The 25,406-nt window shown below is 71.9% G+C and carries 25 protein-coding genes; 15 read left to right on the top strand and 10 right to left on the bottom strand.

Annotated elements, in window-relative coordinates; translation table 11 throughout:
• The first annotated feature begins 25 nt into the window (after positions 1 to 25).
• From ID574_RS26995 to ID574_RS26985, 3 genes are read left to right on the top strand one after another with little or no spacing between them, the layout of a single operon-like run.
• Complete coding sequence (locus ID574_RS26995) at positions 26 to 604, top strand: GNAT family N-acetyltransferase (protein ID WP_188191756.1); 579 nt, start codon at positions 26 to 28, stop codon at positions 602 to 604.
• Positions 605 to 625: 21 nt separating this feature from the next.
• Positions 626 to 3,097 (top strand): nSTAND1 domain-containing NTPase, encoded by a 2,472-nt coding sequence (locus ID574_RS26990; protein ID WP_188191755.1) that lies wholly within the window; start codon positions 626 to 628, stop codon positions 3,095 to 3,097.
• A gap of 22 nt (positions 3,098 to 3,119) precedes the next feature.
• Positions 3,120 to 3,761 (top strand): VOC family protein, encoded by a 642-nt coding sequence (locus tag ID574_RS26985; RefSeq protein WP_188191754.1) that lies wholly within the window; start codon positions 3,120 to 3,122, stop codon positions 3,759 to 3,761.
• A 218-nt stretch (positions 3,762 to 3,979) separates the two neighbouring features.
• On the opposite strand, the gene ID574_RS26980 is transcribed toward ID574_RS26985, so the two are convergent.
• Positions 3,980 to 4,534, bottom strand: a complete 555-nt coding sequence (locus ID574_RS26980) for a TetR/AcrR family transcriptional regulator (protein WP_223167092.1) — start codon at positions 4,532 to 4,534, stop codon at positions 3,980 to 3,982.
• Positions 4,535 to 4,619: 85 nt separating this feature from the next.
• On the opposite strand from ID574_RS26980, the gene ID574_RS26975 reads away from it, so the two are divergent.
• Complete coding sequence (locus tag ID574_RS26975) at positions 4,620 to 5,810, top strand: FAD-dependent monooxygenase (protein WP_188191753.1); 1,191 nt, start codon at positions 4,620 to 4,622, stop codon at positions 5,808 to 5,810.
• 444 nt (positions 5,811 to 6,254) lie between these two features.
• Here ID574_RS26975 and ID574_RS26970 read toward each other — a convergent pair whose 3' ends face one another.
• The 3 genes from ID574_RS26970 to ID574_RS26960 form a co-directional block, all read right to left on the bottom strand.
• Positions 6,255 to 7,145, bottom strand: coding sequence for a DMT family protein (locus ID574_RS26970; protein WP_188191752.1), 891 nt, complete (start codon positions 7,143 to 7,145; stop codon positions 6,255 to 6,257).
• Between the two features lie 154 nt (positions 7,146 to 7,299).
• Positions 7,300 to 7,674, bottom strand: a complete 375-nt coding sequence (locus tag ID574_RS26965) for a VOC family protein (protein WP_188191751.1) — start codon at positions 7,672 to 7,674, stop codon at positions 7,300 to 7,302.
• 106 nt (positions 7,675 to 7,780) lie between these two features.
• Positions 7,781 to 8,125, bottom strand: coding sequence for a PRC-barrel domain-containing protein (locus ID574_RS26960; RefSeq protein ID WP_188191750.1), 345 nt, complete (start codon positions 8,123 to 8,125; stop codon positions 7,781 to 7,783).
• 231 nt (positions 8,126 to 8,356) lie between these two features.
• On the opposite strand from ID574_RS26960, the gene ID574_RS26955 reads away from it, so the two are divergent.
• The 3 genes from ID574_RS26955 (at position 8,357) to secA2 (ending at position 12,696) form a co-directional block, all read left to right on the top strand.
• Positions 8,357 to 9,172 carry an SAM-dependent methyltransferase gene (locus ID574_RS26955; RefSeq protein WP_188191749.1) on the top strand — a complete coding sequence of 272 codons (816 nt, stop codon included), beginning with the start codon at positions 8,357 to 8,359 and terminating at the stop codon, positions 9,170 to 9,172.
• Positions 9,173 to 9,428: 256 nt separating this feature from the next.
• Positions 9,429 to 10,307 (top strand): DMT family transporter, encoded by an 879-nt coding sequence (locus ID574_RS26950; protein WP_188191748.1) that lies wholly within the window; start codon positions 9,429 to 9,431, stop codon positions 10,305 to 10,307.
• A gap of 187 nt (positions 10,308 to 10,494) precedes the next feature.
• A complete protein-coding gene (gene secA2 / locus ID574_RS26945) occupies positions 10,495 to 12,696 on the top strand; it encodes an accessory Sec system translocase SecA2 (RefSeq protein ID WP_188191747.1) in 2,202 nt (733 codons plus the stop codon).
• Here the strand turns inward: secA2 and ID574_RS26940 are convergent.
• Positions 12,693 to 13,289, bottom strand: coding sequence for a nucleotidyltransferase (locus ID574_RS26940; protein ID WP_188191746.1), 597 nt, complete (start codon positions 13,287 to 13,289; stop codon positions 12,693 to 12,695). The genes secA2 and ID574_RS26940 overlap by 4 nt on opposite strands.
• 69 nt (positions 13,290 to 13,358) lie before the next feature.
• Here ID574_RS26940 and ID574_RS26935 point away from each other — a divergent pair, with 69 nt between their 5' ends.
• Complete coding sequence (locus ID574_RS26935) at positions 13,359 to 13,844, top strand: DUF1360 domain-containing protein (RefSeq protein ID WP_188191745.1); 486 nt, start codon at positions 13,359 to 13,361, stop codon at positions 13,842 to 13,844.
• A 249-nt stretch (positions 13,845 to 14,093) separates the two neighbouring features.
• On the opposite strand, the gene ID574_RS26930 is transcribed toward ID574_RS26935, so the two are convergent.
• Together ID574_RS26930 and ID574_RS26925 are read right to left on the bottom strand one after the other, a co-directional pair.
• On the bottom strand, positions 14,094 to 15,110 hold the full coding sequence (locus ID574_RS26930; RefSeq protein WP_188191744.1) for an SDR family oxidoreductase: 1,017 nt from the start codon (positions 15,108 to 15,110) through the stop codon (positions 14,094 to 14,096).
• A 7-nt stretch (positions 15,111 to 15,117) separates the two neighbouring features.
• The gene (locus ID574_RS26925; RefSeq protein WP_188191743.1) at positions 15,118 to 15,375 is read right to left on the bottom strand and encodes a hypothetical protein; all 258 of its coding nucleotides are present in this window, start codon (positions 15,373 to 15,375) and stop codon (positions 15,118 to 15,120) included.
• A gap of 54 nt (positions 15,376 to 15,429) precedes the next feature.
• Here ID574_RS26925 and ID574_RS26920 point away from each other — a divergent pair, with 54 nt between their 5' ends.
• From ID574_RS26920 to ID574_RS26910, 3 genes are read left to right on the top strand one after another with little or no spacing between them, the layout of a single operon-like run.
• A complete protein-coding gene (locus ID574_RS26920; RefSeq protein ID WP_223167091.1) occupies positions 15,430 to 16,437 on the top strand; it encodes a DNA topoisomerase IB in 1,008 nt (335 codons plus the stop codon).
• A gap of 45 nt (positions 16,438 to 16,482) precedes the next feature.
• A complete protein-coding gene (locus ID574_RS26915) occupies positions 16,483 to 16,731 on the top strand; it encodes a BON domain-containing protein (RefSeq protein WP_188191742.1) in 249 nt (82 codons plus the stop codon).
• Positions 16,724 to 17,452 (top strand): metallophosphoesterase family protein, encoded by a 729-nt coding sequence (locus ID574_RS26910; protein WP_223167090.1) that lies wholly within the window; start codon positions 16,724 to 16,726, stop codon positions 17,450 to 17,452. Before ID574_RS26915 ends, ID574_RS26910 begins: the two co-directional genes overlap by 8 nt.
• Positions 17,453 to 17,554: 102 nt before the next feature.
• On the opposite strand, the gene ID574_RS26905 is transcribed toward ID574_RS26910, so the two are convergent.
• Complete coding sequence (locus ID574_RS26905; protein WP_175593845.1) at positions 17,555 to 17,704, bottom strand: GPGG-motif small membrane protein; 150 nt, start codon at positions 17,702 to 17,704, stop codon at positions 17,555 to 17,557.
• A gap of 70 nt (positions 17,705 to 17,774) precedes the next feature.
• Between ID574_RS26905 and ID574_RS26900 the strand changes: the two genes are divergently transcribed.
• A complete protein-coding gene (locus tag ID574_RS26900) occupies positions 17,775 to 18,728 on the top strand; it encodes a TIGR03557 family F420-dependent LLM class oxidoreductase (RefSeq protein WP_188191740.1) in 954 nt (317 codons plus the stop codon).
• Positions 18,729 to 18,838: 110 nt separating this feature from the next.
• Positions 18,839 to 20,662, top strand: coding sequence for a serine/threonine-protein kinase (locus ID574_RS26895; RefSeq protein ID WP_188191739.1), 1,824 nt, complete (start codon positions 18,839 to 18,841; stop codon positions 20,660 to 20,662).
• Between the two features lie 23 nt (positions 20,663 to 20,685).
• Here the strand turns inward: ID574_RS26895 and ID574_RS26890 are convergent, their stop codons facing one another.
• Complete coding sequence (locus tag ID574_RS26890; RefSeq protein WP_188191738.1) at positions 20,686 to 24,078, bottom strand: WD40 repeat domain-containing serine/threonine-protein kinase; 3,393 nt, start codon at positions 24,076 to 24,078, stop codon at positions 20,686 to 20,688.
• Between the two features lie 94 nt (positions 24,079 to 24,172).
• Positions 24,173 to 24,685, bottom strand: a complete 513-nt coding sequence (locus ID574_RS26885; protein WP_223167089.1) for a shikimate kinase — start codon at positions 24,683 to 24,685, stop codon at positions 24,173 to 24,175.
• 38 nt (positions 24,686 to 24,723) lie between these two features.
• On the opposite strand from ID574_RS26885, the gene ID574_RS26880 reads away from it, so the two are divergent.
• Entirely contained in the window at positions 24,724 to 25,005 is a 282-nt protein-coding gene (locus tag ID574_RS26880; protein ID WP_188191737.1) for a hypothetical protein, read from the top strand.
• Positions 25,006 to 25,018: 13 nt separating this feature from the next.
• A complete protein-coding gene (locus tag ID574_RS26875) occupies positions 25,019 to 25,402 on the top strand; it encodes a ChaB family protein (protein WP_188191736.1) in 384 nt (127 codons plus the stop codon).
• Positions 25,403 to 25,406 lie beyond the last annotated feature (4 nt).

Here is a 25,406-nt window from a genome sequence, read left to right as displayed (position 1 = left end):
TCTTGCGTTCCCTAAGGTGGTCGCCATGACCGCGAAGCTGCCTTCCCCTGTGGTGCTCGAGAACGACGTCGTCCGGCTCGATCCGCTCGCCCTCCACCACGTGCCCGACCTGTTCGCCGCCGGGGGCGGGGACGACGAGGTGTGGCGGTGGCTCCCCGTCGCCGCGCCGCGGTCGGAGGAGGAGCTGGGGAAGGTCGCACTGGGGCTGATCCACGACGACAAGCACGTCCCGTTCGCGGTGGTGCTCAAGGAGTCCGGGCGGGCCGTCGGCTGGACGACGTACGCCGACGTGCCGGGGTTCGACGAGAGCGTCGAGATCGGCTGGACGTGGTACGGCCGCGCGTACTGGCGCAGCGCCGTCAACACCGCCTGCAAGCTGCTCCTCGTCGATCACGCCTTCGAGCTGGGCTACAACCGGGTCCTGCTCAAGACCGACGTGCTCAATCTGCGCTCCCGGAACGCCATCGAGCGCATCGGCGGCGTACGCGAGGGCACCCTGCGCCGGCACCGGAAGAGATCCGATGGAACCTGGCGCGACACGGTCTATTTCGGCATCCTCGTAGAGGAGTGGCCCGAGCACCGGGCTCGCTTGAATCTCATGTAGAGAGGCGGCGTCCGATCCCGCATGACCGATCGGCTGGGGGGCTACTGGCTCGGCGCCCGGCTCGACGGCGGCGGGCGGGTCATCGTCCGCGAGGCCTACGACGAGCCGGGCGCCCGCTACGCGCTGGCCATGCCTGCTGTGCGGGACGCCGCCGAGGCGGCCGCCCGGGTGCGGTCGCTGTCGGTGGCCGCGGTGGTGACGGCCTGCCTGGACCATGAGCCCCCGTACCTGGTCAGCGAGTACATCGAGGGTCCGACTCTTCGCCAGGTCGTGGAGCGGCACGGGCCGTACACGGGCGACGACCTCTACCGGCTGGCCGCCGCCACCGCCACCGCGCTCGCCGCCGTGCACGAGGCGGGCACGGTGCACGGCGCGCTCACCCCCGACAAGGTCGTCCTCGGCGCCGAGGGGCCGCGGCTGGTGGGCCTGGGGCTGGCCGACGGCTTTGACGGGCCGGCCGCGGACGTGTACGCCTGGGGGCGGCTCCTGATCTTCGCCGCCTACGGGTCCGGCGATCGATTAGGCCACGGCGAGCGGCTGGACCGGCCCTTGCGCGGGCTGGTGGCCGCCGCCCTGCACCGCGACCCCGAACGCCGCCCCAGCGCCCGCCAGCTCCTGCTGTCCCTGCTCGACGCCCCGCAGTCCCAGCAGGGGCGCCTGCTTCCCCCCGAACCCGTGGACGACCCGCCGCTCGGCGCCCGCGCCGAGGCCGTTTACCTCCGTCTCGGCCCGGCCGACCAGGACAAGGTGCCCGACGTCTTCCTGCGCCTGGTGGGGGTGGACGCGGAGGGCGCCGACACGGTGACGCCGGCCGCCAGGGAGGAGCTGGTGGGCGGGCGGGACGCGGACGAGGTGGCCGCCATCGAGCGCGTGCTGGAGGCGTACACGAAGGAGGGCCTGCTCACGGACCGGCAAGTCCCCGAGCGGCCCGGCGACGGCGCGGAAGAGGCCGTCGCGCGGCCGGGCGAGGTGGCGATCACCTACGCGGCGCTGCTGCGGGCCTGGCCGCGGCTGCGGGAGTGGCTGGACGGGGAGCGGGACGGGCTGGCCGTGCAGAGGGAACTGGCGCGGGCGGCGCGGCGGTGGCAGGCGGGCGGGCGACGGGATGCCGAGCTGCTCCAGGGGGAGCCGCTGGACCGGGCGCTCGCCTGGGCGGCCAGCGGGCGGCGGCGGGTGACACTGAGCACGGGCGAGCAGTCGTTCCTCGACGCGGCGATCGTCCGGGGCCGCAGGCGGTCGCGCCGGCGGCGGGCCGTGGTGGCGGCGCTGCTGCCGCTGGTGCTGCTCCTGGCCTTCTGGCAGACGTTCTGGCAGCGGAACGACGCCGATGGGCGGTTCGACCGGGCGATGGCCAAGGTGGCGGCCACGCGGGCGGAGGGGTTGCGGCTGATCGACCCGGTGGCGGCACGCAAGCTCAGCCTGGCCGCCTGGCGGCTCGCGCCCATCCCGGAGGCGCGGCGGGCGCTGACGGCGGCGGACGCGGCGGTGGCGGTGTTCGCCGATCCGTGGGCGGGGCCGCGTTCGCTGCACGCCGTCAGCGACGACGGCGCCAAGCTGGCGGCGCTGGAGGAGAACACGCTGCGGGTGTACGACCTGGCGTCCGGCCGTGAGATCGCCAGGACCGCGGGTCCCGCCCAGAGCGTACGGGCCATGGCCTGGTCGCCCGACGACCGGACGCTGGCGCTGGTCGGGGTCGATCGCTCGTACCTGTGGGACACAGGTTCCCCGAGCGTGGGCCCGCCCTTCGGCCGGGGGCTCGGCGCGCCCGGGGAGCAGGCGGCGTGGTTCAGCCCCGGCGGCGGGCTGCTGTTCGCGGCGGCCAGGCAGTCGGGCGAGCGGTGGGCGTGGGACCTGCGGGCGCGGCGGGCGGCTTTCGTGGGCGAGTACGCGGTGGTCGGTCCGGACGACCGGCTGGCGCTGGTGTTCGCCGGCAGGAGATCCGAGCTCCGGCGTCCCGGCGGCCGCGAGTCGCAGGCGGCGTGGCTGGAGAGGATGCCGTGGGAGTACACGACGTTCGCGCCGGACGGGCGGCGGGTGGCCATCGCGGAGGAGAGCGGCATCCAGATCTACGGGCTGGACGGCGTGCCCACGCAGTCCACGCGGCTACGGCCGTCGCCTGGGTACCTGCGGTTCAGCGCGGACGGGCAGCTGCTGGCCAGCACCGACAGCGACCGCGTACGGGTATGGCGCCTCGGGAAGGAGAGCCCGCCGCACCCGGACGGCGGCGTACCGGCCGACGCCGACGGCGGCCTGCTGGTCGTCGATCGGCCGGTGGCTGCGACCGGTGTGGACCGTCCGGCGCGGGCCGTCTTCACCCCGGACGGGCGATGGCTGCGGGTCCTGACCGGGCGTGGCGTCGTCCTCACCATCGACCTGAACCGCGAGCCGCCGCCCACCGACCACGCCGCGCACATTTGCTCCCGATATGGCGGCCTCTCCCCGCAGGAGTGGGCGAGGCACCTGCCGGAGCTGCCGTACCGCGAAATGTGCTGAGAGCACTCACAATGGTGAAGCCATGACGCTGGATCATCTCGTATACGCGACTCCCGACCTGGAAGCGACCGTGACCGACCTGGAGCGGCGGCTCGGCGTGCGACCCGCCGTGGGCGGGCGGCACCCCGGCTTCGGCACGCGCAACCACCTGGTCGGCCTCGGCGGCAGGAGCTACCTCGAGATCATCGGCCCTGACCCCGAGCAGGAGGCGCCGCCCGGGCCGAGACCGTTCAGGATCGACGAGTTGGAGGGGGCGGCGCTGGTCGGCTGGGCCGTGGCGGTCGAGGACATCGACGCGGTCGTCGCGCGGTCCCGCGTCCAGGGCTACGACCCCGGGGACCCGCAGGACATGTCCCGGCGCACCCCGACCGGCGACCTGCTGTGCTGGCGGCTCACCCCACCCGATCAGGCCGGGCACGGCGGGCTGCTGCCGTTCCTGATCGACTGGGGCACCACACGGCATCCGGCCGAGAGCGGCCTGCCGCTGGTCGAGCTGGTGTCGCTGACCATCGGCCACCCCGACCGGGACGCGGTGCGGAAGGACCTGGCGGCCGTCGGCGTGGGGCTCGACCGGGCCGAACCGTATCCCGGTCTCGCCCGGACCCCACGCCCCGGCCTGAGCGCCGTACTGTCCGGACGGCACGGGAACGTGACGCTCACGTAACCCCGCGCTAGTAGGGACTGCACCACTGTGCGGCCCGCCCTTCCTCAGGCCTCCCGTCCGCTCCTGACCGCCGTGCTGGCAGGGCGGGCACGGGGTCGGGTGAGGCACTGCGGGTCCGCGTCCCGTGGCCGGCCGGGCATGGGACCGGGCGGCACGCGGACGCAGAGAGAGCGGGCCGGCAGCGCCGGCTGGGCGGCGTGTGGTCCGGAGGGGCGGGTTCAGCGGAGCATGCCGGCCAAGAGATCCCGCATGGCCTCGTTGAGGTCGTCCAGTGTGGGCGTGGTGCCCGCGCCGGCTATGGCGTCGAACATCAGCCCCTCGCCGAAGGCCACCAGTTGGCGTGCGTGTCGTGCCGGATCGCGTGAGCCCAGTGCGGCCAGCAGGGCGACGGCGGGGTCGCGGAAGTGGCGGCCCGCCGCGTCGTAGATCGCGCGCAGCTCCGGGCGCCTCGTCGCCTCCAGCGCCAGTTCGTAGCGGGCCAGCGTGCGTCTGCGGTCCCGCAGCTGGACGTGCACCGCCTCCGCCATCCGGCCGGGCACGTCCGACGGTTCCAGCGCCTCGCTCTGGAAGACCGGCGCCAGCGCCCGTAGCTCCAGCTCCGTGAGCCGCGACAGGGTCAGCTCCAGCAGGGCGGCGCGGGTGCGCGCCAGGTTGGACGTCGATCCGGGCGGCAGGCCGGCCGCCTCGTCGACGGCCCGGTGGGTGAGGCCGCGCATGCCTCGCTCGGCCAGCAACGTGATGGCCGTGTCCGCGACGGTCTCTGAGCGTTTCACGGAACCCGATACTACAGCGGTAGTGCAACCGGACTACGGGCGTAGTATGGTGACACTACAGACGTAGTGAGGAGGAGGTCCTGACATGCCCAGGGCTGTAGTGATCGGTGGCGGTATCGGTGGGCTGACCAGCGCGATCGCGCTGCGCGGCAAAGGGTGGGACGTGACCGTGCTGGAGAGGGCGCCGAAGATCGACCCGGTCGGGTCCGGGCTCGCGATCGCGGCCAACGCCCTCAAAGCGCTCGACACGATCGGGCTCGGCGACCCCATACGCGAGTTCTCCAAGATCCAGGGGCAGGTGGGGCTCCGCCGATCGGACGGGCGGTGGCTGACGCACACCACTCCCGACGCCGCGGACGCCCGCTACGGGGACTCGGTGGTCGTCATGCTGCGGGCGACGTTGATGGAGGTGCTTGTAGACGCGTTGAGGAAGGGTGAGCTGCGGCTGGGGGTCAGCGTGTCGGGGGTGGATGCCGGCAGCGGGGTGGTGCGTACCGACGAGGGCGATCTCCACGCCGATCTGGTGGTGGCCGCGGACGGGATCCACTCGAAGACGCGGCAGACGCTCTTCCCGCGGCATCCGGGGCCGACGTACTCAGGGGTGACGGCCTGGCGCGGGCTCGTACCCCGGGGAGATCTCGACATCCGGAGCACCGAGAGCTGGGGCAAGGGGCTCGTCTTCGGGGTCACTCTGCTGGCCGGGGACACCGTGTACGTGTACGCGACCGATGTGCTGCCCGCGGGGACCGTGTTCCGGGACGAGCGGGAGGAACTGGTGCGCAGGTTCGGGGACTGGCACGAGCCGATTCCCACCCTGCTGCGGGCGGCCGATCCCGCCGACGTCATCCGGAACGACGTGTACTACTTCGACACGCCGCTGCCTGCCTTCCACCGAGGGAAGGTGGCGCTGGTGGGTGATGCCGCGCATGCGATGACGCCGAATCTCGGGCAGGGGGCGTGTCAGGCGATCGAGGACGCGGTCGTGCTCGCCCACCACGCGGGTCAGTGGCGCGACGGGAGCGGTGGCGGCGTGGCCGAGGACCTCCTCGCCGGATACACCGCGGATCGGCTGGAGCGGACGTCGAAGGTGGTGCGGCAGTCGATGAGCATCTGCCGGGTGACGAAGGTCCGCAATCCGGTCGCGGTCTGGTTGCGTGATCTGGGGGTGTCGGTGGCGTCGAGGATGATGCCGGACTTGATGTTGCGGTCCATGGACGAGGTGCTGCGCTGGCGCCCGCCGACGGCGACGACGACGGTTGTCGCGGATAGGAGTTGATGGACACGGTGGTAGCCGCCCCTGACCACGTGGCGGCGATGGGCCGGGTGACGGCGCCGCCGACGCGTGCCGGTGATCGCCGCCGAGGCTCGGCGGGGCCTTTGGGGCGGAAGGCCGCGTGATGACCGGCACCGGACGCGGCTGCGCGGGAGATGGGGGCGCGGCCTCGGCTCGGATGCGGGCTCGGCGCGGCCCCAACGCGCGTGGCTCAAGGCCGGAGCGCAGGTCCGGTGCGACTTGAAGGCGAAGGTGCGGGCTGCGCCAGGGTCAGGTGTGCCACTGGCCCGGAGGGCGGATATGCCGCGATCACGCCGGCTTCTGCCGGGCGGGGGGCGAAGAGCCCGTCACAGGGCCGGGTCGAAGGCGAGAGTCCGTCACGGGACCGGGCGGGGGAAGAACCGGTCACAGGGTCCGGCGAAGGGGAAGAGCCCCGTCAGGGGTGGGTCAGCTGGCGTCCGAGGCGACCGTTACCGGGTGGGGTGCGGGGGCGGGGGTGGGGTCGACGGGGGCGGGGCGGCTGTGGTCCGGGGCCAGGCGGCCCAAGGTGATCGTGCCGGCGATGGTCAGGGCGCTGGCCAGCAGGGCGGGGATCGCCGTCGATGGGCTCGTCGGCAGCGGCTCGCCCAGGAGGAGCGCGCCCGCCAGGACCGAGGTGATCGGGTCGATGACCTGCACGCCGGCGTACGCGATCCCGAAATATCCCACCGCGTACGAGCGCTGCAACAGCACCACAGCGCAGACCAGCAGCACGGGGATGGCGAGCGTGAACCAGTGCACGAGCCGCCCCCAATCCCCCTCCATGCCGCCGCCCACCACACGCACGAACGTCGACACGCTGGCCGTGACCACCCCCGCGCCCACGGACAACAGCAGCGCCCGGCCCGCCCCGTGGACACGGGTGGCCATCACCTGGGTGACCAGGACGATCACACCGATCACCGCGAGGAACCCGATCGCGGCCCCGTCGCCCAGTCGCGGCGTCACGTGGTGCTGCGGCACCAGCAGCATGAGCCAGAGCAGCCCCACGGCCACCGCGATCGAGCCGAAGATCTCCGCTTTGTACGGCTTGCGCCCGTACATGAAAGCGGCCAGCGGCACGGCGAACACCAGCGTGGCCACGCTGATCGGCTGGACGGCGACCAGCGGGGCGAAGCTCAGCGCCACGGCGTGCAGGCAGGCCCCCGTGAACCCGATGACGCCGCCGATCCACCAGCGAGGGCGTTTCACCAGCTTGAGCGAGGCGCCCTCGGCCACGGCCTCGTACTGTTGCAGGGCTGCGCCAAGCGCGTATCCGAGCGCTCCCGCCAGGGCGATGATCAGGCCGAGCCAGGTCATGTTCGCCCACGCAGGGGCATGGATCCTTCCAAGAGCATTGCTCCAGCTTAGGAGGGAAGCGGAGCCGAGGAATCATACTTTAGGTGGATCATTGGCTAATTGAGAGATGCGGCCCGTACGGACCTGTGGCCGGGACGCCTGACGTCATCGCAGGTCAGGACGGCTCCGGGCACACACAGAACAGGTGGCCCTCCGGATCCTGAAGGACGATCCACCGGACCCCGTCCTCCGTGACCCCGGGCTGGAACTCGGGCTTGGTGGCCCCCAGCGCGACGTACTCCTCGGCCGCCTTCTCCACGTCGGGCACCCGGAAGTCGAAATGGAACTGCTTGTCCGGGCTGGGCCAGGTGACCGGCGTGCGGTCGGGGACGCGGCCGAAGTAGATGTTCGTGGTGCCGTCGCCCACGGCAGCGTACTCGTCCTCGGAATACTGGATCTCCCAGCCGGTGACCTCGTGGTAGAACTCGGCCAGTTTCTTGGGCTCCGCGCAGTCGAGGGTGACCGCCAGGAGCTTCGCCTTCGTTGTCATGCGTCCAGCGTTCCAGGCGTACCTGCCATCTCCTGTCAGGTACGGCGAAGCGACGAAGGGCCGCGCCCCGGACGGGGCGCGGCCCTCCTTTCACGGCACGTGGAGGTCACCCGGGGAACCGGCCGTAGTAGTCCCCAATCCGGGCTCGGTACTCGGGTTCCTTGAACGTGCCCGCGTCGAACTCGGGCGCGTCCTTGATCTCGGACTTGGTACGCGCCACGTGAACGACGCGCTCCTGAGGGTCGATGCTCGTGACGACCTGCGCCGGGAGCAAGACCTTCTTGCCGAAGATCCACGGACCGGTGTCGACGATGATGTAGCTCTCGCCGACCTCGTACGTCGCCTCGTCGACGGACCCGATTCGCCCGTCCGTCGCCTGTACGTGGTATCCGACCAGGTCCAAGCTCCGGCCGCGGTCATAGACGTCAGGTCGATAGTCCCAGAGCTCCATAAGGGCTCGTTCCTCTCTCTTCCGTCTTCTCGGGCACGCTCCCGCTACCCGGACAGCGCCTGGTAAACCCCGCGCAAAGGGCCGGCGGGCGGGCGACCGCGCTCGGCGCGCTCGTGGCGGGCTGCTCGACATGACGGTCTGACTCTCCTGACAACCGGATGCCAGGTCGGTCTCGGAGCCCCAGGTGCGGATACGATCCGCGTCAACGGACCCTACTGCGAAGGGGGCCAGGTGAGTCTCAGCAGCGCGCACGAGTGGGCTCCTCCCGGTGTCGATCCGGAGCGGCCGAGCGTGGCCCGCGTCCACGACGCCCTGCTCGGCGGAATGGAGAACTTCGCCTCCGACCGTTCGGTGGCCAGGAGACTGAAGGACGCCGTGCCCGAGGTGGTGAACCTGGTCTGGTGCAACCGGGCCTTCGTCGGCCGGGTGGTCGACTTCCTGGTCCGCGAGGCGGGCGTCCGGCAGGTCATCGATCTGGGCGCGGGGCTGCCCACGGTGGAGAACACGCACGAGGTCGCCCAGTTCGCCGATCCCCGGTGCCGGGTGGTCTACGTCGACATCGACCCCATGGTGGAGCCGCACGCCCGCGCGATACTGAACGGCAACCCGAACGCCGACGCCGTCACCGCCGACGCCCGCGACGTCTACACCGTGCTCGGGCACCCGTCCGTGACTCGGCTGATCGACCTGACGCAGCCCACGGCGATTCTGGCCATCGGCCTGCTGCACCTGTTCTCCGACCAGGAGGACCCGCACGGGCTGATCAAGCGGTACATGGCCGCGCTGGCGCCGGGCAGCTACCTCGCCGCCTCCAACTTCATGTCCTCCCCCAGCCCCAAGGCCAAGGCGCTGGAGGCCCTGCTCCAGGCCACCATGGGCACCGGCCACTTTCGCCGGCGAGCGGACATCGCCGCCTACTTCGACGGGCTGACGCTGGTGGAGCCGGGCGTGGTGCACTTCCCCGAATGGCGCCCGGACGAGCGCCTCCCGGGGCCGCTCGCCCCCTGGGAGGAGCTCCTGCTGGGCGGCGTGGCCCGCAAACCCTGATCAGTCCGGCCCGCAAACCGTGATCACTCCGGCCCGCAAACCGTGATCACTCCGGGCCGCAAGCCGTGATCACTCCGGCCCCCGCGGCCGGTGGCGCCACGCTAAGGTGGGATCGTGCCGCGACGTTTGATCTGCTCTCCGCCGCCCGCCCGCTAGCGGGCGGCTTTCACGAGATCTCCGGGTCTGAGCGATCCGGGGGTGGTTGCTGCCCGCACACCGGGCCCCTTTCCACCACTCCCTCCGGAGAGCTCCTGTCATGACCCATGTCTCCGCCCGGCGGGGCGCCGTTTACGTGTCCGTGGCCGCGACCGCCTGGGGCACCGGCGGCGCGGCCGGCTCACTCCTCTTCGAGACCGGCGGACTCGGCCCCGTCGGCGTGTCCCTCTGGCGCTACCTCATCGGCGCCGCCTTCCTCCTCGTCCTCGCTCCCCGTCCCGCCGACCTCACCCGGCTGAGCTGGCGCGTCCTGCCGGTCGGCGCCGGGATGGCCGTCTACCAGACCGCGTACTTCGCCGCGATCGCCCACTCCGGCGTGGCCCTCGCGACGGTGGTCACGATGGGCGCCACGCCTGTCTTCACCGCCCTCGGCGGCCGCTTCCTGCTGCGCGAGCGCCTGGGCGGGGTGGGGCTCGGCTCCCTGGCCGCCGCCCTGGCCGGGCTCGCGCTGCTCACCGCCGAGAGCATCACCACCGAGGCGGCCGGGAGCGCGTCCTCCGTCGCCGGCATCGGCTTCGCCCTGGCCTCGGCGGCCGGGTACGCCGGCGTCACGCTGTTCTCCCGCCGCCACCGCGACGACCCGCAGGGCGCGGCGATCGGCGGGTTCGTCGTGGGCGCCGTGTGCCTGACTCCGTTCGCGCTGGCGGAGGGAGTGGTGCCGGAGATCGGCGTGGTCTCGGTCACGCTGCTGCTCTACTTGGGCGCGGTGCCGACGGCGCTGGCGTACGGGCTGTTCTTCCGAGCCCTGACCGCGCTGCGTGCCACCACGGTCTCGATCATCTCCCTGGGTGAGGCCGTGGGAGCGGCCCTGCTCGGCGTCGTGCTGTTCGGCGAGCACCTCACGCCGCTCGCCTGGTGCGGCTGCGTGCTGCTGCTGGCGGCGGTCGCGGTCCTGGCGGCACGAGGCGAAGCGGGGTGACGCGCGGGAGTGGGGTGACGGCTGCGGGAGCGGCGTGACGCGCGGAAGCGAGGTGACGGTTCTGCGCGCCGAATCGGCTACCCTCCCCTACGGCGGCGCTTGCCGTATCGTCGCTCCGCTCCCCTTCCTTGAAGGCCCCGTGCCTCCGCGAGGGAACGGTGTCGGCGAAGCGTGCGTTGGAGGAACTGTGGCCTCACTCAAGGGAATATTCAGGAACCTCCTGGACCGTCCGGGCGGGGTGCCCCTGACCCCCTACCAGAAGGTCGTCAAGGCGGCCGGCGAGCGTGCCGACCGGGTGCGCGAGCTCGACGAGCTCCCCCGGCCCGGCATGGACGATCTGGCCGAGTTCTGCGCCGTCGCGCGGGAGGCCGCCGACCGCACGCTGGGGCTGCGCCCGTACGACGTGCAACTGCTGGGCACGCTCGCGCTCCTCGACGGGAAGGTCGCCGAGATGGCGACCGGCGAGGGCAAGACGTTGTCGGGCGCCATGGCCGCGGCGGGCTACGCGCTGCAGGGCAAGCGCGTCCACGTGATCTCGGTCAACGACTACCTCGCCAGACGCGACGCCGAGTGGATGGGGCCGCTCTACGAGGCGCTCGGCGTCAGCGTCGGCTGGATCGACCAGAATTCCACCCCAGGCGAGCGGCGCGAGGCGTACGCGAAAGACGTGACCTACGGGCCGGTCAGCGAGATCGGGTTCGACGTGCTGCGCGACCGGCTCCGCACCGACGCGAGCGAGATCATCGTGCCGAAGCCCGAGGTCGCGCTGATCGACGAGGCCGACTCCGTGCTGGTCGACGAGGCCCGCGTACCGCTGGTGATGGCCGGCGCGGCCGACCCCGGCAACGCGGTGCCCGAGATGGCTGCGCTGGTCCGGCAGCTCGTCAGGGGCTATCACTACGAGATCGACGAGCAGGCGCGCAACGTCTACCTCACCCCCAAGGGCGCCGACAGCGTGGAGAACATCCTCGGCGTCGAGCTCTACGACGAGAACGAGCCGGGCACGCTCATCGAGCTCAACCTGGCCCTGCACGCCCACGCCCTGCTGGCCCGCGACGTCGACTACATCGTGCGCGACGGCAAGGTCCAGCTGATCAACCCCTCGCGCGGCCGGGTGGCGCTGCTCCAGCGCTGGCCCAACGGCCTGCAGGCGGCCGTGGAGGCCAAGGAGGCGCTGCCGCCCAGCGAGAAGGGCGAGATCCTCGACTCGATCACCGTGCAGGGCCTGATCCGCCGCTACCCGCAGATCTGCGGCATGACGGGCACCGCCGTGGCCGTCAGCGAGCAGCTCGGCGAGTTCTACGGGCTCAAGGTCGCGGTCATCCCGTCCAACCGGCCCTGCATCAGGGAGGACGAGCCCGACCGCATCTACCCGACCGTGCCCGACAAGGACGCCGCGCTGGTCGAGGAGATCCAGGAGGTCCACGCGACCGGCCGGCCCATCCTCATCGGCACCCTCGATGTGGCCGAGTCGGAAAACCTCGCCAAGCTGCTGCAGCGGCGCGGCCTGGAGCCGGTCGTGCTCAACGCCAAGAACGACGCCGAGGAGGCCGCGATCATCGCCAGGGCCGGCGAGCGCGGCGCGATCACCGTCTCCACCCAGATGGCGGGGCGCGGCACCGACATCCGCCTCGGCGAGGGCGTGGCCGAGCTGGGCGGCCTCTACGTGATCGGCTCGGGGCGACACGCCAGCAGCCGTCTCGACGACCAGCTCCGCGGCCGCGCCGGCCGCCAGGGCGACCCGGGCGGCTCGGTCTTCTTCGTCAGCATGCAGGACGACCTGATCACCCAGTTCGTGCCCGACGAACGGCCGCCCGCCGCCGACCCCGACGGGCGGGTGCGCCACCGGCGCGGCGCTTACCTCGTGGGCCACGCCCAGCGCGTCGCCGAGGGCGTCAACCTGGAGATCCACCGCAACACGTGGCGCTACACCCGCCTGCTCGAGCACCAGCGGGAGCTGATCCTGGAGTGGCGCGACAAGGTCCTGCACGGCGACGCCGCCGCGAAGGCGCTGGCCAAGGCCGACCCAGAGCGGTGGGAGTCGCTCCCCGAGGACACCAGGGACGAGACCGCCCGCCAGATCGTCCTGCACGCCATCGACACCTGCTGGACCGAGCACCTGGCGTTCCTGACGGACCTGCGTGAGGGCATCCACCTGCGGGCGCTGGGCCGGATGAGCCCGATCGACGAGTTCCACCGCGAGGCCGTGGCGGAGTACAAATCGCTGCAGGCCGAGGTGGAGCGGCGGTCGCTGGCCTCGTTCGAGGCGCCGGAGCCCGATCTCAAGCGGCCGGCGGCGACGTGGACATACCTCGTGCAGGACAATCCGTTCGGCACCGAGTGGGACCGCATCCTCAGGCGCGTCAAGAACGCCACGCGCCGCGGCTAGGGCCACTTCGGGTCGCCGGACGGCTCGACGGGGCCGTTCAGCACGCCGAGGCGCTCCAGCAGGGTGATGAACGTGGTCGCGTACGGCGAGTCCTGGACCACCGCCGCCACACGCGGCCAGTCGACCTGCTCGCGCAGCGCACGCACCTGGGCCAGCAGCGCGCCGTAGTCGCAGGCGTGCTCCGACAGCGGCAGCAGCCACGAGATGACCAGGTCGGTGGCTTCCAGTACGGGGACGATCACCGCCGACGCCTTCAGCGGCTCGGCCCGGTCGAGCAGCTCGTCGGTGATCGGCAGGTCGGAGACGCGGTAGATCAGGTCCACCAGCCGGCCCTCGTCGTACGCCTTGACCAGCCAGTCCTCGGGCGGCTTGGCGGTCTGGAACCCGATGCCGCGTAGGGCTTCCAGCGCGGCCGGCACGTCGTGCTCGGTGAGCACGAAATCCACGTCGTGCAGCGAGGGGGCGGCGCCCCTGGCATACGCGGCGCAGCCGCCGGCCAGCGCGAACTTCACACCGGCATCCTTAAGCCCGGTGCTTGCACGCTTCAGCGTGTCAAGGATCGCGTCGGTGACCGCGTGGCCGTGGCTACTCATGAGATCGGGCTACCCAGCCGATGGTCAAGTAGACGTTGGGAACGAGGTCCTGAGGGTAGCGCCGGGTTTATGACGGAAATCCTGGAGAAGACGGAGCGAGCGTACGAGGGCGAGCACGACCGGCCGCTCGGCGGGTACGCCGGAATCCTCGGCGCCTACGGCGGGACGGTGGCCGTGGCGGCGGCCGTCGCGGCGCTGGCCGGGCGGAAGGCGCCGGACCACATCGGGATCATGGATCTGCTGCTCATGGCGGCGTGCACGCACAAGGTGTCGCGGCGGGTCGCGAAGGACCCCGTGATGAGCCCGCTCCGCGCGCCCTTCACCCGGTACGAGGGACAGGGCGGCCCGTCGGAGGTCGAGGAGAGCCCGCGCGGCGCGCTCGGCGAGCTGCTCGCCTGCCCGTTCTGCATCGCGCAGTGGGTGGCCACCGGGTACGCCGCCGGCCTCGTCCTGGCGCCGAAGGTCACCCGGCTGGTGGGCGCGACGATGACGGCGGTGGCGATCTCGGACTGGCTGCAGCTCGGCTACGCCCGCCTCATGAAGTCGGCCTCCTGACCGACTCCCCACCGGCTCCCGGAAAGGACTCCGTACCCTACGACCGGGGGCCCACGCTGCGTCTCCATCCACCCTGCCCGGCAGTGGCGCCAAGGAGCCGCGCCGGATCACCGGACGCACACGCCGCCAGACTGCGCCGTCGCATTCACGCCGTCGCATTCACGCAGCCCGCCCGCGCCCGGCGGCGAGGAAGGGACGCGTGCCCACGGGCGAGGTCCCATGGGCACGAGGGAGGCGGCGCCGGGCCGGTCAGGTGCGGCGGCGCAGGGCTGCCACGGTTGCCGCGGTGGCTGCCGCGGCGCCGCCGGCCAGGGCGAGGAGGACCGGGCCGCGGTGCTGGGACAACCACAGCTGCGGGCTGTGCCCGTGCGAGCGCCGGTCGAACGAGCCGTGGGCGCCGTAGTCGGTGTCGTCGTCCGCCGGCTCCCACAGGTTCGCCACCCCGGTCGGGGACTTCTCGTCGGTCTGCTGGGAGGCGATGCCGGTCCGCGCCACGTACCGGTCCACCAGCGCCGGGGCCACGCGCTGCGCCAGGAGGGTGGCGACCGTGGGGATGCCCACCCAGTACTCCTTGCGCTCCGGATGCTCGGCGGCGTACACGATGGCCCTGGCCGCCACCTCCGGCTGGTAGATCGGCGGCACCGGCTGCGGGTGGCGGCGGAGCTTGGACAGGACCCAGTCGAACTGCGGCGTGTTGAGCGCGGGCAGCTGGACCAGGGTGATGTGGATGCCGCTGTGGTCGGCCAGCAACTCGGTGCGGACCGACTCGGTGAAGCCCTTGATCGCGTGCTTGGCGCCGCAGTACGCCGACTGCAACGGGATGCCGCGCTGCGACAGCGCCGAACCCGCCTGTACGATCGCCCCCGCGTTCCGCGGTTTCATGAGGTCCAGGGCGACCTTGGTGCACCAGACGTATCCGAGATACGTCACCGCGGTGGTGCGCTCGTACTCGGCCGGGGTGATGTCGGTGAATTTGGCGAAGACGCTGGAGAAAGCGGTGTTGATCCAGACCGAGATCGGCCCCATCTCCGCCTCGATCCGCTCGGCCGCCTGCCTGACCTGGTCGTAGTCGGCCACGTCCGCCTCGTAGACCTGGCCGCTGCCGCCCTCGACCCCCACGTCCACGGCCGCGGCTCCCAGGCCGGTCGTCCCTCGCGCGATCAGGGCCACCTTGGCGCCCTGCCGCCCCAGCTCCCGCACGACGGCGCGCCCGACTCCGCCGCTTGCGCCCGTCACCACCACGATCCGCCCGCGAAGTGGTGCCATGTCGAGATCAGCCCGCCTCTCCGTCGCTCCGCTGCCTCTGGCGCCGTACGGCCAAGATGATGTCGATCACCGTGACGATGCCCAGCGCCACGGCGATCCCCGCCAACACGGGCGCCCGCGTGATGATCCCCAGCACCGTGAACGCGAACAGGAACACCAGCATGAACGACCCCACCCTGATGTGCACCACGTCACGTGGCGTGGCGGGCACCATGGCATGGCCCTTCCTGTCCCGGTCCTCGTGCCACTCTCCGGTATTAGCCATGGCGCTCACCTGCCCGTCCTGTTTGTCGCCTAACGTCCTGGGTAGCCGCCCTCCGTGCCCGAGCTGCATCCCAGTGACCAGAGTGAGCCGGGGATCGTGCGTCGGCGCCGCGGGCGAGGGTTCAGTTACGAGGGGCCGGACGGCCGCCCGGTGCGCGACCCCGCCACGCTGACCCGGATCAAGTCCCTCGCCATCCCCCCGGCCTGGACCGACGTGTGGATCTGCCCGTCGCCGGACGGGCATCTGCAGGCGGTCGGCACGGACGCGGCAGGACGCAGGCAGTACCGCTACCACGACCTGTGGCGCGAGCAGCAGGACCGGGCCAAGTTCGACCACGTGCTGGAGGTGGCCGAGCGGCTGCCGGCGTTCAGGAAGGCCGTGGACGACCAGCTCGGCGGGCGCGGCCTGACCAGGCAGCGCGTGCTGGCCGCGGCCGCGCGCCTGCTCGACATCGGCTTCTTCCGCATCGGCGGCGAGAGTTACGACACCTACGGCCTGGCCACGCTCCGGATGGAGCACGTCACCTGCGCGAACGGCATCGTGACCTGTTCTTATCAGGCCAAGGGCGACGTGCCGCGCGAGGTCGTGGTGGCCGATCCGGGCGCGTGCGCGGTGCTGCGCTCGCTCAAGGCGCTCGGCGTGGACGGCGAGCTGCTGCGCTACCGCCACAACGGCGGCTGGGCCGACGTCCGGAGTGAGGAGATCAACGACTACCTCCGCGAGATCATCGGGTGCGAGGTCACGGCCAAGGACTTCCGCACCTGGCACGCCACGGTCCTGGCGGCCGTGGGCCTGGCGGTGTCCAAGCCGGCCGGGGCGGAGGGGCAGGCGAAGAAGAAGAGGGCGATCACCCGCGTCATGCGGGAGGTCGCCGAGTACCTGGGCAACACCCCCACCGTGGCCCGGGCGTCGTACGTGGACCCGCGGGTCGTGGAGGCGTACGACCAGGACAGGACCATCGCCGCGGTGCTGACCGAGCTGGGCGCGGACGCCGACTTCGGTCAGCTTGCCACGGTGGGCACGGTCGAGCAGGCGGTTATAGACCTGATTCGTGCCGTTTGAGCGGTTCTTGCCCGGGCATGCGGCGACAGAAGAAGGAGGCGAGCGATGGAAGCTCCGCAGTACGTCGCGGCCCGAGTCCAGCAGGCGCTGGCCGAGGACACGCGTACGCACGAGCTCGGAATCCGCGTCGACATAAGAGGCGACCAGCTGTTCCTGCGTGGTCAGGTGAGCGGGCCCGAGCAGCGCGAGCGGCTCGGCCAGGTGGCGCACGAGGCCGCCCCCGAGCTCCGCGTGCACAACGAGATCCAAGTAGTGGACGTCACCGAGCCGGGAGAGGATGAGCACCTTGACTGAACTGCGTATAGCGGCCGTGGGAGACATCCACCTGGGTGAGGACTTGCGCGGCAAATACCGCAAAAGACTCCAGGGCATCGAAGACCGCGCTGACGTCTTCATGCTTACCGGGGACCTGACCAGGCACGGCACGCTCGAGGAGGGCAGGCTGGTGGCCGACGAGCTACGCGGCCTGCCCATCCCCGTCGTCGCGGTGCTCGGAAACCACGACTACCACTCCGACCTGCAGTACGAGATCGCCGCCGAGTTGCGCGACGCCGGTGTCACCGTGCTCGACGACGACGGCATGGTCATCCAGGTCGGGGACAAGAAGGTGGGCGTGGTCGGCGGGAAGGGCTTCGGCGGCGGGTTCGCCGGCAAGTGCGCGAGCGAATTCGGCGAGCGTGAGATCAAGAACTTCGTGCAGCACACCCGCTACATCGCCGAGGCATGGAAGGTCGCGCTGAAGGAGATCGTGGCCGACCACCGCGTCGTGCTCTCCCACTACTCCCCCATCAAGGAGACGCTGGAGGGCGAGCCGCCGGAGATCTACCCCTTCCTCGGCAGCTACCTGCTGGCCGAGGCGGTCGACACGGCCGGCGCCGACCTGATCCTGCACGGGCACGCGCACAAGGGCAGCGAGAAGGGCATGACGCCGGGCGGCATCAGGGTGCGCAACGTGGCACTGCCGGTGCTGGGCCGGGCGTACGGCGTCTACTGCCTGGGCGAGGAAATCTCCTAGCGCGCTTACTGGCGATATTTCGGCGAACATGAAACCGCTGGACCGTTCTCGAGGATCGGTCCAGCGGCGCAGACGGAACGGGGTACCGACGGGTCGGTTCCCCTAGACATTGAAGATGCTGACGCCGCCGGGCCCCACCAGGAAACCGAGGACGATCAGCACGATCCCCCAGAGGAGGTCACGCCGGGCCAGAATCACGTAGATCCCGGCGATGACGAGTACGACTGCGATGATCCAGAGCAAAGTAGCCATGGAATTGCACTGCCCTCAGCGCTAGCTGCATAACATGTTTCTCCCCGCCATAAAGGGCAGGGGGGAACATATGACGACATTCGGTTATTTCCTGTCTTGCGAGGAACACGGGCCGAAAGAGCTGGTCCGGCAGGCCAAGGCCGCCGAACGCGCCGGCTTCGAGGCGCTCTGGATCTCCGACCATTTCCACCCGTGGCTCGACGAGCAGGGCCAGTCTCCGTTCGTCTGGTCCGTGATCGGCGCCATCGCCGAGGCCACGTCCCTGCCGATCACCACGGCCGTGACCTGTCCGCTCGTCCGCACCCACCCGGTCGTCATCGCTCAGGCCACGGCCACGACGGCGGCGCTCACCGGCGGCCGGTTCCGGCTCGGCGTCGGCACCGGCGAGGCGCTCAACGAGCACGTGGTCGACTCCCGCTGGCCGCCGCTCGCCGAGCGGCTGGAGATGCTGGAGGAGGCCGTCGGCCTCATGCGGGAGATGTTCACGGGCAAGCTGGTGACGCACAGGGGCCGCCACTACAGGGTGGACACCGCCCGGCTCTACACCCTGCCGGAGGAGCCCGCGCCCATCCTCATGTCGGGATTCGGCGAGAAGTCCATCGAACTGGCCGGGCGCATCGCCGACGGCTACATCTCGACCGGCCCGAGCGCCGAGTCCGTCCAGCGCTTCCACCAGGCCGGCGGTGCGGGCAAGCCGGCGCTCGGCGGACTCAAGGCCTGCTACGCCGCCGACGAGGCATCGGCCCGCAAGACCGTGCATCGCCTGTGGCCCACGCAGGGCATCAAGGGTGAGGCGTCGCAGCTCCTGCCGCTGCCGCGGCACTTCGAACAGCTCGCGCAGATGGTCACCGAGGACGAGGCCGTGAACGGCAGCCCGGTCGGCCCGGACCCCGAGGTGCATGCCCAGGCGATCAGGCAGTACGTGGAGGCGGGCTTCGACGAGGTCTACGTCAACCAGATCGGCGAGGAGCAGGACGCGTTCTTCGACTTCTACGGGCGCGAGGTGCTGCCCCGGCTCCGCTAGCACGGAAAACGCCCGGGACCTCTGACTCCGGATCCGCACTCCGCGCAAGCAAAAGCCGGACATATCCGCACAGATGACGGCGGGCAGGGCTCGGCCCTACGCTGCTCTGCATGCACAGACGGGTGATCGACGGCCGCTTCGAGCTCGTGGAGAGGCTCGGCGGCGGGGGCATGGGCCTGGTGTGGCGCGCCTGGGACGTGGCCCTGCACCGCGAGGTCGCGCTCAAGGAGGTACGCCCGCCCGACCCCTCCATGGACGAGCACGACCCGGCCGGAGCCCGGGAGCTGCGGCTCAGGGTGCTGCGCGAGGCCCGGGCCCTCGCCCGCCTGAACCACCCGCACGTGGTCACCATCCACCACATCGTCGACCCCGGCGAGCACGACTACCCGTGGATCGTCATGGAGCTGGTCACCGGCGGCTCGCTCCAGGACCGCCTCCAGCGCGGGCCCATGCCTCCGGCGGAGGCGGCGCGGCTCGGGCGCGAGGTCCTGTCCGCCTTACGGGCCGCGCACGCCGTCGGCATCCAGCACCGCGACGTCAAGCCCGCCAATGTGCTCGTGCGGGAGGACGGCCGGTCGGTGCTCACCGACTTCGGCATCGCGGCGGTACGCGAGTCCACGAGCCTGACGGCCACCGGGTCGTTCATCGGCTCGCCGGAGTACATGGCGCCGGAGCGCATCAACGGCCACGAAGGCGATCCGGCCTCCGACCTGTGGTCGCTCGGCATGATGCTGTACGTGGCCGTGGAGGGGCGGCATCCGCTCCGCCGGAGCACCACCCTGGCGACGCTGGCGGCCGTGCTCAACCAGGAGGTGCCGCCCCCGGAGCGGGCCGGGGCGCTCGCGCCCGCGCTCCACGCCCTGCTCCAGCGCGACCCTGCCGCCCGCCCCGACGCCGAGACCGTGGACCGCATGCTGGCGGCGGCCACCGACCCCGGTTACGGCCCCTCCCCGCTCCCCGGCCCCTCCGGCCCGGGCCTCTCCGGGCAGGGAGTCGGAGGGCGTGGACCGTCGGGTCCGGGGATCGCCCGGCAGGACCCCACAGGCCCGAACGCAGGAGGGCAGGTCCCGTCCCCTCACGGGCCGGGCGGGCACGGGCCGGGCGGGCACGGGCAGCCGGTGCCGATCGGTGCCCAGGCCGCACCTCCCGGGCCCGCCGGGATGGCGCCGCCCATGGCCGGCCACACCATGCCACCCGGTTACGGCCAGTCGGCGCCGCAGCCGCCTCCGTGGGGCAAGGCGCCGATCTCGCAGACGGACACCGTGCGCTCGCGCCGCCCGAGCCGCAGCGCGGTGGGCGCCGTGTCCGCCGCGGCGCTCGTGCTGGCCGGCGTGCTGGTGTGGCAGCTCGTCCCGGCAGGCACCCTCAACGCCGACGACGACCCGTCGGCCACGAACATCACACCGGCGGCGAGCACGTCCCCGGAGACCTCCAGCGAGAGCCCGACCGAGAGCCCGACCGAGAGCACGGACACCGAGAGCAGCGCACCCGAGAACCTCCTGACCCCCGCCGGCATGAAGGCCATGATCACCAAGGTGAAGGCGGCCATCGGCGGCAGCAAGGTCGTCGGCATGACGGTCTACCCGACCTACGCCTCCATCGAGGCCCCGCTCGAGAACGACAAGAGCCTCTACGACCTGTACGACTACCGCGACGGTGCCGTCACCCGCTCAGGCGAGGGCCGCGAGGTGGACGGCCCCCTGGCGGACCTGGACAAGTACAACTGGGACGCCCTCCCCGCGCTCATCAAGAGGGCGGACAAGGACCTGGGCGTCCCCGATCCCACGACGCGCTACGTGATCGTGGACAACGACTACGCCTTCGCGTCCCCGGGCCAGGTGCTGCTCGTCTACGTCTCGGACGACTACGGCCGCGGGGGATACCTGGTCGCCAACCTCCAGGGCAAGGTGGTCAAGACATACCCGGACACGTAGGGCGAAAGCCGTGCGCCCGACGGTCAGCACACCTCCTGGTAGGAGCTCTCCGGGATCAGCCGCGACCACTCCGCCCTGCTGAGCGACCCGCCCGCCCGGGCGCACACCTCCTTCGCCGCGAGCGCCGGATCGACCGGGCTCTCGCGTACGGTCCCGTCCAGCGCCACACCGCGCAGCCGCTTGCCGTCCTGGCTGAAGGCCAGCCCGGCGCCCCACGAGGCGACCTGGCCGACCTCTCGCAGCGTGGACACGTCCCACAGCGACGTGCGGCCGGAGTCGATGGCCAGCAGGTCGCCGTCGGGCGAGAAGCGCAGCTCCTCCACCGCCGACGTGCCCGTTTCGATCGTGCCGAGCCGCGTGCGGCCGCCTACGTCCCAGAGCAGCACCCGCCCGCCGTCCAGCCCGAACGCCAGCGTGCCCCCGTCGGGTGAGAAGGCGAGCGCGGTCGGCACGGGGGCGTCCGCCGTGGCGGCGGTACGCAGGTCGAGCGGGGTGACGTTGCCGGTGCGCAGGTCGAGCAGGTTGGAGCCGGCGGCCAGGGTGGCTCCGTCCGGGCTGAACGCCAGCGCCACGTCCCCGGCGCCCTCGTACACCCTGACGCGCAGGCCCGCGCGCACGTCCCACGTCTCCAGCGTGCCGCCGCGCGCGGTGGCCAGCAGGTCGCCCGCGGGGGACAGCGCCACGGCCAGCACGTCGCCGCCCACGTCGATGGAGCTCACCAGCCTGCTGCCGGTCACCTCCCACACGGTCACCGGGTCGCCGGCGACGGCCAGCAGGCTGCCGCCCGCGTCGAAGGCGAGGTCGCCGGCCGCCGCGATCCTGCCCAGTTTCCGGTGCTCCACGGTGTCGGTGAGCTCGGTCGCGTCCCCGACCTCCTTGGCCGCGAACCGGCCGTTGCCGGAGAAGGCTGCGACCTCGTGGTCGTCGGCGGGCGCGGGCAGGCCGGACACGTCGAGCGAGACGACGGAGCCGGTGCCGCTCAGGTAGCGCAGCGAGCGGCCGTCGGTGGAGAAGGACATGCCGGGCTGGGGGTCCTTGAGCGGATAGGAGCCGGCGAGGCGCCGCTCGGCCACGTTCCACACCCGCACCTCGCCCGAGCCTGGTAGCGCCAGCAGGCGGCCGTCGGGGCTGAAGACGGGGACGTCCGACGAGGTCCCGTGGGGCGCGTGCAACCGCTCGGCGCCGACCGTCCCGCCGCGGCTGGCGTGGGGCGTCTCCAGCACCTCCGTCCGCCCGGCTCTCGGCGATCCGGCACTTTCCGCGCGCCCGGCCTCGTCCGCCGCCCCATACGCGGGGGCCCCGGATGCGGGCCCTCGCGTTTCGGTGCGGCGGGGCTTCTTCCCGCCCCGAGCGAGCGCGTCGGCCGCCGCTGCGTCCGGGTCCACCAGCGTGACCCCGTTGCGCCCGGCCACGGCGAGCACGCTCCCGTCCGGGCTGAACGCCAGGGACGGCGCGGCGGCGTCCGGTGCGCGCGGCGGCCGGACCGCGACGGTCGCGATCTTCTTCCGGCTCACCGGCTCCCACAGCTCCACCCGTCCGTCCAGCCGGGAGACCGCCGCTCTGGTCCCGTCGGGTGACAGGGCCACCCTGCGGTCGGCGACCTCGAAGAGGACCTGGCCGCCGCGGTAGACCCTGGTCCTGTTGCCCCGGCTGATCGCGTACACGTCCGAGGCCGGCGTGCGCCCGGTCGCCACCTCGAACGGCCTGCCGTCCACGCCCTCCGCGAACCGCCCGTCGTCGCTCAGAGCCGTGTTGCCCGGCGGCAGCCCGTACGAGGCCACCCGCTGCCCGGCCGTGACGTCCCACACGGTGACCGCGTCGGCGTCCCATTTGACCAGCTCGTCGCCGCGCAGCAGGTAGCGGGCCCGCGAGTCGGGCGCCGGATCGGTGAAGACGCCCAGCTCCGGCTGCCCGAGCGAGGCGTGCAGCGCCGCCCGCGCCTCGAACACCGGCGACAGCCGCCAGGCGGCCACGCTCAGGCGCATCGCCGTCCGCGGATCGGACGTCCGCAGCGCCTCCGCCCGCGCCGCCACCGCCCGCGCGTTGGCCTCGACGAGCTGCCCGCGCAGCTCGTTCTGGCCCTGCACGGTGACCACCGACATGGAGACCGCGACGGCCAGCACCGCGCCCAGCGCCGCCAGCGCGGGCCACAGCAGCTTCCTGCGCTGTTTGGACAACGCCACGCTGTCGTTGATGAAGTCGCGTTCGAGCTGGTTGAGCCGCAGGTGGCGGCGCTTGGTCGCGGCCCAGCCGAGCGCGGTGTCCAGCTCCTCGCCGCGGAAGAGGTGGCTCCTGCCGCGCCGGTGCTCCGACCAGTGCCTGGCCGCCTCGCGGATGCGACGGTGCACCGGGATGCTCTCGCGCTCGTCCGCCACCCAGCCGCGCAGCCGCGGCCAGGCCCGGTAAAGGGCGGCGGTGGCCGGCACCACCCGGCCGTCGCTCACGGCCACCAGCTTGCCGATGGGGGTCTCGGCCGGCGGCACGCGTACGCTGCGCCGCACCAGCAACCCCGCCGCCAGGAGCGGGCCGAGCACGTCGCCCTCGTCGTGCGGGCTGTCGCCGTCGAGCAGGCGCAGCAGCAGCCCGGGCACTTCCTCCTGCTGGCGGGGGGTGAGCGCCAGGTAGGCCGCCTCTGCCACGTCGCCGAGCGAGCGCGGCCCCGTGTGGCCCTCCGGCGGCCGCAGCTCGGTCGTGCTCTCGATCTTCAGCTCTCCGGCCCCGGGCCGGTCGGCGGGGTCCTTGGCCAGTGCGCACCCGACCAGCTCCCGCAGCGGGTCGGGCAGGACGCTCAGGTCGGGGTCCACGGCCAGCACCCGGTGCATGACCCCGCCGAGGCTCTCCCCTCGGAACGGGTCGCTGCCGGTGGCCGCGAACAGCACCACCGCGCCCCACGCGAACACGTCGGCCGCCGCCCCCGCCTCCTGGCCGGTCAGCACCTCTGGGGCGAGGTACGTGAACGTGCCGTCCACCGACCCCGCGGCAGGCAGGCCCAGCTCGATCACCTTGGGGCCGCGGGCCGCCAGCAGCACGCTCTCCGGGTTCAGCCCCCGATGCGTCAGCCCGGCCTCATGCAGCGCCCGCAGCGCGGCGGCCAGCGCACCCGCCAGCGCGGCCAGCTCGTCCCCTTTGTACGGGCCGTGCAGCTCGACCGCCCGCCGCAGGTCGGGCCCGTCGACGTATTCGCTCACCACATAGGGCACGCCCTCGTCGACGCCGACCGCCACCACCTCGGCCAGATGGGGGCAGGTCACCCGCTCGAACCGGCGCCGCCCGGCCACCTCGCCGCGCGGCACCGTGACCGCGTACCGGCGGCCCTCGTCGTCGTAGGCGTCGTAGACCACGCCGCGCCCGCCCGCGCCGAGGCGGGCGGCCAGCCAATAGCCGCCAAGCCTCTCGGGGTCGCCGGGCACCATCATCACTGATGCTTAGATGCATGGCGCGAGTGGTTGGTTGTCCGAAATGACGCCACGGGTCCCCCGCGCGCCTCGGGGGACCCATGCGTCATGATCATTATGCCAGGCCGTGCGGTGCGGCCCGGCCCAGCGCTTCCAGCACGGCGTCCCTGACCTGCTCGGGACTCATGACGCCGACGTCGCACACCAGGTCGGCGACCTCGCGGAAGTAGGGCTCGCGGCGGGCTCGCATGGCCGTCGGGTCGAAGTCGGGACGATGGTCGCTGGAGCGCATCCGCTGGAGCAGCACCTCGTCGGCGGCGTCCACCCAGACGACGAACGCCTCGCGCAGCGCCGCCCGCACCTGTGGGTCCTCGACCGTGCTGGCGGCCGCCGCGATCACCTTGGGCTCGCCGGCCAGCTCGTGGAGCACGTGCTCGGCCTCGTAGCGGTGGAGGGTGTCCGCGCCTTCGCGGGCGGCGATCTGCGCGGCGGTGCCACCGTAGCGCTCCTTGAGGAACGGGTCACTGTCGCTGAACCACAGCCCCAGGGCTTCCGCGACCAGAACCCCTGCGGTCGTCTTGCCCGAGCCCATGAGCCCGATCACCACGACTGGTTTGTTTTTCGACATGTGGATAGAGGTTCCTTCGTGTCAAGGAGGTAAATCTAATGACCATCGCCGGAAGCATCATCCTCATCATGCTCGGCGCGATCCTCACCTGGGCCGTCGAGTTCGACCTCGCCGGCCTCGACATCAACGTGGTGGGGGTCATCCTCATGCTCGGCGGCCTGGTCGGACTCCTGTTCGGCATATACAGGATCAGCGTCACCCGTAGGGCGGTCGGCCCGATCGACGAGCCGGTGCACCGCCACGACATCTACGAGGAGCCTGAAACCCGCAGGACCACCGTGTACGAGGACCGCCGCCACTACGACGAACCACCGCTGTAGGAGGTGAATCGACATGCCAGCCGTTGAAGAACTGCCGTCGACCATCAAGCGTTCGCCGAAGAAGGCGCAGAGCACGTGGATCAAGGCGCATGACCACGCCGTGGAGCAGTACGGCGAGGGCCGGCGCGCCCACATGACGGCGTTCGCGGCGTTGAAGCACTCCTTCGAGAAGGTTGGCGACCACTGGGAGCCGAAGTCCAAGAAGGGCCCTTCGGACAAGGGCGCGACCGACCGCTCCGGCCGCACGGCCGAGGGCGTGGACGCCAACGCCAGCAAGGAGCACCTGCAGGGCGTGGCGGCCAGGCTCGGCATCCGCGGCCGGTCCAAGATGACCAAGCAGGAGCTGGTCGACGCCATCAAGAAGGCCAATAGGAAGGCCACCGCGAAGGCGCGGTGACCCT

Origin of the sequence: Nonomuraea sp. SYSU D8015, from assembly GCF_008065375.1 — a bacterium.
In the GTDB taxonomy this organism is placed as follows: Bacteria; Actinomycetota; Actinomycetes; order Streptosporangiales; family Streptosporangiaceae; genus Nonomuraea.
Note: the sequence above shows the minus strand (reverse complement) of the source record. Positions and strands in the feature narration are given on the sequence as shown.

What these genes read in the sequence shown, in the direction of transcription:
- ID574_RS26940 (WP_188191746.1), bottom strand. Translation starts at nt 13,289, where the DNA reads ATGAGTAGCCACGGCCACGCGGTCACCGACGCGATCCTTGACACGCTG.
- ID574_RS26975 (WP_188191753.1), top strand. Translation starts at nt 4,620, where the DNA reads ATGCCCAGGGCTGTAGTGATCGGTGGCGGTATCGGTGGGCTGACCAGC.
- ID574_RS26905 (WP_175593845.1), bottom strand. Translation starts at nt 17,704, where the DNA reads ATGGCTACTTTGCTCTGGATCATCGCAGTCGTACTCGTCATCGCCGGG.
- ID574_RS26915 (WP_188191742.1), top strand. Translation starts at nt 16,483, where the DNA reads ATGGAAGCTCCGCAGTACGTCGCGGCCCGAGTCCAGCAGGCGCTGGCC.
- ID574_RS26895 (WP_188191739.1), top strand. Translation starts at nt 18,839, where the DNA reads ATGCACAGACGGGTGATCGACGGCCGCTTCGAGCTCGTGGAGAGGCTC.
- ID574_RS26970 (WP_188191752.1), bottom strand. Translation starts at nt 7,145, where the DNA reads ATGACCTGGCTCGGCCTGATCATCGCCCTGGCGGGAGCGCTCGGATAC.
- ID574_RS26890 (WP_188191738.1), bottom strand. Translation starts at nt 24,078, where the DNA reads ATGATGGTGCCCGGCGACCCCGAGAGGCTTGGCGGCTATTGGCTGGCC.
- ID574_RS26990 (WP_188191755.1), top strand. Translation starts at nt 626, where the DNA reads ATGACCGATCGGCTGGGGGGCTACTGGCTCGGCGCCCGGCTCGACGGC.
- ID574_RS26875 (WP_188191736.1), top strand. Translation starts at nt 25,019, where the DNA reads ATGCCAGCCGTTGAAGAACTGCCGTCGACCATCAAGCGTTCGCCGAAG.
- ID574_RS26935 (WP_188191745.1), top strand. Translation starts at nt 13,359, where the DNA reads ATGACGGAAATCCTGGAGAAGACGGAGCGAGCGTACGAGGGCGAGCAC.
- ID574_RS26960 (WP_188191750.1), bottom strand. Translation starts at nt 8,125, where the DNA reads ATGGAGCTCTGGGACTATCGACCTGACGTCTATGACCGCGGCCGGAGC.
- ID574_RS26930 (WP_188191744.1), bottom strand. Translation starts at nt 15,110, where the DNA reads ATGGCACCACTTCGCGGGCGGATCGTGGTGGTGACGGGCGCAAGCGGC.
- ID574_RS26925 (WP_188191743.1), bottom strand. Translation starts at nt 15,375, where the DNA reads ATGGCTAATACCGGAGAGTGGCACGAGGACCGGGACAGGAAGGGCCAT.
- ID574_RS26900 (WP_188191740.1), top strand. Translation starts at nt 17,775, where the DNA reads ATGACGACATTCGGTTATTTCCTGTCTTGCGAGGAACACGGGCCGAAA.
- ID574_RS26965 (WP_188191751.1), bottom strand. Translation starts at nt 7,674, where the DNA reads ATGACAACGAAGGCGAAGCTCCTGGCGGTCACCCTCGACTGCGCGGAG.
- ID574_RS26985 (WP_188191754.1), top strand. Translation starts at nt 3,120, where the DNA reads ATGACGCTGGATCATCTCGTATACGCGACTCCCGACCTGGAAGCGACC.
- ID574_RS26885 (WP_223167089.1), bottom strand. Translation starts at nt 24,685, where the DNA reads ATGTCGAAAAACAAACCAGTCGTGGTGATCGGGCTCATGGGCTCGGGC.
- ID574_RS26880 (WP_188191737.1), top strand. Translation starts at nt 24,724, where the DNA reads ATGACCATCGCCGGAAGCATCATCCTCATCATGCTCGGCGCGATCCTC.
- ID574_RS26950 (WP_188191748.1), top strand. Translation starts at nt 9,429, where the DNA reads ATGACCCATGTCTCCGCCCGGCGGGGCGCCGTTTACGTGTCCGTGGCC.
- ID574_RS26995 (WP_188191756.1), top strand. Translation starts at nt 26, where the DNA reads ATGACCGCGAAGCTGCCTTCCCCTGTGGTGCTCGAGAACGACGTCGTC.